Raw genomic sequence first — 310 nt, 5'->3', positions numbered from 1 at the left:
GCGAGCATCTGGATCATTGGAATAACTTATTTGTTCTGTGTAATCTTCCACAACTTCTTTCAGTATATTTAACTTCTCCCTAACTGCTGGTATAGAAGCAACTTGTGGGATTTCATCTACCGTATCAATCACTTTACGGCAATAAGCTAATTCCTCTTCGACATCATTAGATGTCGTCTTCTGTGGTAACTTTGATTTTAACGATTCGTCTATCTGGTAAATAGCTCTTCTCACATTTTTTGATTTTTCCTGTAGAAATTCAGTCGCGGACTTTTGATTGTATCGAGCTTTTGAATGGGTGGCATCTATT

General features: G+C 37.1%; 1 pseudogene. It reads right to left on the bottom strand.

Features of this window, described 5'->3' with window-relative positions:
* Window positions 1–234, bottom strand: a pseudogene (locus M313_RS0117045) (IS5/IS1182 family transposase); the annotation flags it as partial.
* Window positions 235–310 lie beyond the last annotated feature (76 nt).

The organism is Bacillus sp. m3-13 (assembly GCF_000175075.1).
GTDB classification, from domain to species: Bacteria; Bacillota; Bacilli; order Bacillales; family Bacillaceae_I; genus Sutcliffiella_A; species Sutcliffiella_A horikoshii_C.
This window is presented reverse-complemented; position numbering and strand designations above follow the sequence as displayed.